This is a genomic window from Nostoc cf. edaphicum LEGE 07299 (assembly GCF_015207245.1).
In the GTDB taxonomy this organism is placed as follows: Bacteria; Cyanobacteriota; Cyanobacteriia; order Cyanobacteriales; family Nostocaceae; genus Nostoc; species Nostoc edaphicum_B.
Genome location: NZ_JADEXF010000537.1, coordinates 1 through 4,056 on the forward strand (window position 1 = coordinate 1; position 4,056 = coordinate 4,056).

Sequence of the window (4,056 nt, forward strand, 5' to 3'; positions counted from 1 at the left end):
CAGAGACACTGAGAACACAAAGAGAAAAGAGGAAATTGAATGAATCGGCGGTTATTAGTTACTGGGGGTGCGGGGTTTATTGGGGCGAATTTTGTCCATCATTGGTGTCAGGTTTATCCAGGCGATCGCGTGGTGGTGTTAGATGCTCTGACATACGCGGGAAATCGTCTGAATTTGGCGTTGGTTGAGGGAAAAGAGAATTTTCGGTTTGTGCAGGGGGATATTTGCGATCGCACCATCATAGACAACCTATTATCAACGGAAAATATTGATACCATCGCCCATTTTGCCGCTGAATCTCATGTCGATCGTTCGATTCTTGGCCCAGCTGCTTTTGTGCAAACTAATGTGGTGGGAACTTTCACCCTATTAGAAGCTTTTCGACAACATTGGGAGGCGAAAGCACAGCCATCTGATTATCGTTTCCTGCACGTTTCTACTGATGAAGTCTACGGTAGCCTGGGCACAGATGACGCAGCTTTTTGTGAAACCACACCCTACGCGCCCAATAGCCCCTATTCCGCTTCCAAAGCGGGTAGCGATCATTTAGTCCGTGCTTATTATCATACTTATCAACTTCCAACGATTATCACAAATTGCTCTAATAATTACGGGCCTTATCAGTTTCCCGAAAAACTAATTCCCCTAATGTGTATCAACACTTTGATCGGGAAACCATTACCTGTTTATGGTGATGGTAAAAATGTACGGGATTGGCTTTATGTAGGCGATCATTGCCGTGCTTTAGATGTGGTAATAAATAATGGTCAACCAGGAGAAACGTACAATATTGGTGGCAATAATGAGGTGGAAAATATTAATCTCGTCCAACTTTTATGTCAAATGATGGATGAATTAGCACCTGATTTACCAGTATATCCAGCCAAGCAGTTGATTACTTTTGTTAAGGATAGACAGGGACACGACAGGAGATATGCAATTAATGCAAACAAAATTAAAACTCAGCTTGGTTGGACGCCTTCAGTAACAATTGCTGAGGGTTTACGTTTAACTGTTGAATGGTATCTCAATCATCGTCATTGGTGGGAACCTCTGCTGTCTGCCCAATATCAAGCTTACTATCGCAAAAATTATTTGTAACCCACATTCTGCACCCAATAGCGTTACCATCGATAATTAGTGTTGTGATTCACTCTGCCGATGGAGGCATGATTTTGTGTGGCGTGACATAATATCCCAGCGCCTTCATGATGGAATTGACGTTTTCAAGGCGCGGGTTGCCATTACTGGATTTGGAATCTTCAACTGCTTTCAATAAATTATCAGGCTGCCACAGTTTTTGTAGATAATGACTATCCTTGAATATAAGGGAATCAGATCAACGTAAATTGCCAGCAGGTGTTAAGATGCTGCAACCAGAACAAATATTACAAGATCGTTATCAAATCCAGCGCCAACTCGGCAACAATGGAATTCGTCAAACTTGGCAAGCATTGGATTTACAAGCCTCTGATGGTGAAAATTCTATCGTTGTGGTCAAACTTTTGGCCTTTGGCGGTACTGTGCAGTGGGATGACCTGAAACTTTTTGAGAGGGAAGCACAAATCCTTAAACAGCTAAATCATCCTCGCATCCCTCAATATATAGATTATTTTTGTATTAACGATCGCACTCTCTGGTTTGGCTTAATACAAGAATATATTCCTGGTGAGTCGCTTAAGGAAAAACTTGCTGTTGGCAAAAGGTTTAGTGAAAAGCGAGCGAAAAAAATTGCTGTTGAGGTTTTAAATATTCTCATCTATCTACATGAGTTGAATCCTGGAGTGTTGCATAGAGATATTAAACCAAGCAATTTAATCTGGGGCGACGATAATCGGATTTATTTAGTTGATTTTGGCGCAGTTCAAGATAAAGCGGCAAGAGAAGGCGTTACGTTTACCGTTGTCGGTACTTATGGTTATGCCCCAATGGAACAATTTGGTGGTCGAGCTGTTGCGGCTTCAGACTTATATGCACTGGGAGCGACTTTGATTCATTTGCTCACTGGGACTTCCCCCTCTGATTTACCCCAGCAGGATTTGCGACTACAATTTACAGACCGAGTTAACCTCAGTCCCAGTTTTGTCAGTTGGCTACAAAAGTTGATAGAACCCGCTCCCGAACAAAGATTTACTAGTGCAAGCGTTGCACTGAATGCCCTCAAATCGGGACTAACTGTCAAATCTGCAAACAAGAATCAGCTTTTGCCGCTAAAAGAAATAATTAACAATTCTGGATGCGGGATCAATAATCAGAATGAAACAGTTCCAGAGGAAATTCTTGGTTGGAATTGGGGCGCGTTTCTGATGCCTTGGTTGTGGATGTGGCCGAATCAAGTGTGGTATGGTTTATTCTGTTTTGTACCTAATGCTTGGTGGGTAATGGCGATCGCACTCGGTGCAAAAGGCAATGAATGGGCTTGGAAAAGTAGGCAGTGGCGCAGTATTGAACAATTCAAAGCCCATCAGAGAGGCTGGGCGATCGCTGGTATTCTACTTGGAGCGCCTATTAGTATTATGTTGTGGGTTCGAGCGATCGCTTTGCTCAAATCTGCATTTTAAGTAGGGGCATTGGGCATTGGGCATTGGGCATTGGGAAGAGACACCCTAGAGAGTTACTTCAATAAATTCTCCCTTCTCCTGGTTGTCCCTAACCCCCAGTTCCCAGTTCCCATCCTCTACTTTTCAAACAGCCAATTTTTGACTTTTGTTAAACTCTGCCAATCTGGTTTTCTACTTAAACCGTCCTCAATACTATTTTTTATTTCATCACTCCATTCTTCGTTGACAAAAATCAACTGCTGTGCTATGTCAATATGTTCCCGTAAACCTTTTTGCTTTGTTTCCAGCATTGCTAAGGCGAGATTGATTCTTGCCTGGGGATCTTGGGGATTTAACTTGACTGCCTTCTGTCCAGCTTTGTAAGCCAAATTGGGTTTGTTATCGAGTAGATACAACCACGCTAAACAAACCCAAGCTGCACTAGTTTTAGGAGCGCGATCGCACACTTCTTTAAATACAGGGATTAAAGATTCTGCTGATTCTCCTGCTTTATAGCGTTCTAAACCTGTATCAAACAGGGATTCAACTGTATTAGTCATTGGTCATTAGTCATTGGTCATTAGACATTAGTCATTGGCCATTGGTCATTTGCAAAAGACAAATGACAAATGACAACTGACAATATTACACCCCAAATGACTTGCCGCAACCACAAGTTTGATTAGCATTGGGGTTAGTAAACTGGAAACCACCGCCAATCATGGCATCGCTGTAATCGAGCATTAAACCGTAGAGATATAACAAACTCTTGCGATCGCTGACAATTTTGAAGCCATCATAATCAAAAACTTCATCATGAGGGGTTATTTTGCTGCTATCTTCAAAGTCCATCATGTAAGACATCCCAGAACACCCACCCTGACGCACTCCTACCCGTAAGCACAAGTCTGTGCCTTGCTTGTCCCGGAGGGATTTTACCTGGTGCAATGCGGCTTCGCTCAACAGAATTCCGCGTTGTTGAGCTTCAATTGCTTGTGTCATCTGCTTTTCAACTCCTTAATTAGTATAAGCTTTACCCTATATCGGCTTGTTAATGCTTCTGGGTTGCTCGTTAAGTGTTTTTGTATTCATTCTAGCGGCTTAGATGTTGCTAGATGCCAAATTGTAAACACTCCGTCAAAAGTAGCCAAAGATTTTTATTCTAGAATTGAGAGACTCAATGTGTTTATACATTCAGTATTCTTAAAATTTAAGCCTTCCGGCAGCAACAGAAGCAACCACCCTTCAGGTGCAGCCATAAAAATTTAATCTGAGGCTAGCTAGCCCCAAAGTTTACTTCCAAATTGCTCCTTTTGATCTCTATGACAAGTTTTAATCGCTCTACCAGTCGTCGGTTGAAGAAATTAACTCAAATTCCTTCTGTATGGGAGGGCGATCGCCGTCCGTTGTCATCACCAAACCAGCTGTCAGACTCAGAGGCAAAGGGAGAATGCATTCTTTGGGTAGATTACTCCCAAGGTGCTGCTTGCCAAATTGCAAATGCTTTCTCTCGGAC

At 42.5% G+C, this 4,056-nt stretch carries 5 protein-coding genes; 3 read left to right on the plus strand and 2 right to left on the minus strand.

Annotated elements, in window-relative coordinates; genetic code table 11:
• Window positions 1–39: 39 nt before the first annotated feature.
• Both rfbB and IQ229_RS16355 read left to right on the plus strand, forming a co-directional pair.
• Window positions 40–1,101, plus strand: coding sequence for a dTDP-glucose 4,6-dehydratase (rfbB, locus tag IQ229_RS16350; RefSeq protein WP_194045443.1), 1,062 nt, complete (start codon window positions 40–42; stop codon window positions 1,099–1,101).
• Between the two features lie 266 nt (window positions 1,102–1,367).
• Window positions 1,368–2,561 carry a serine/threonine protein kinase gene (locus IQ229_RS16355; RefSeq protein ID WP_194045445.1) on the plus strand — a complete coding sequence of 398 codons (1,194 nt, stop codon included), beginning with the start codon at window positions 1,368–1,370 and terminating at the stop codon, window positions 2,559–2,561.
• Window positions 2,562–2,677: 116 nt separating this feature from the next.
• Here the strand turns inward: IQ229_RS16355 and IQ229_RS16360 are convergent, their stop codons facing one another.
• Entirely contained in the window at window positions 2,678–3,100 is a 423-nt protein-coding gene (locus IQ229_RS16360; protein ID WP_194045447.1) for a tetratricopeptide repeat protein, read from the minus strand.
• A gap of 85 nt (window positions 3,101–3,185) precedes the next feature.
• The gene (locus IQ229_RS16365; protein ID WP_194045449.1) at window positions 3,186–3,542 is read right to left on the minus strand and encodes an iron-sulfur cluster assembly accessory protein; all 357 of its coding nucleotides are present in this window, start codon (window positions 3,540–3,542) and stop codon (window positions 3,186–3,188) included.
• Between the two features lie 320 nt (window positions 3,543–3,862).
• On the opposite strand from IQ229_RS16365, the gene IQ229_RS16370 reads away from it, so the two are divergent.
• On the plus strand, window positions 3,863–4,056 hold a 194-nt coding region (locus tag IQ229_RS16370; protein WP_194045451.1), incomplete at its 3' end, for a DUF6930 domain-containing protein.

What these genes read in the sequence shown, in the direction of transcription:
- rfbB (WP_194045443.1), top strand. Translation starts at nt 40, where the DNA reads ATGAATCGGCGGTTATTAGTTACTGGGGGTGCGGGGTTTATTGGGGCG.
- IQ229_RS16355 (WP_194045445.1), top strand. Translation starts at nt 1,368, where the DNA reads ATGCTGCAACCAGAACAAATATTACAAGATCGTTATCAAATCCAGCGC.
- IQ229_RS16360 (WP_194045447.1), bottom strand. Translation starts at nt 3,100, where the DNA reads ATGACTAATACAGTTGAATCCCTGTTTGATACAGGTTTAGAACGCTAT.
- IQ229_RS16365 (WP_194045449.1), bottom strand. Translation starts at nt 3,542, where the DNA reads ATGACACAAGCAATTGAAGCTCAACAACGCGGAATTCTGTTGAGCGAA.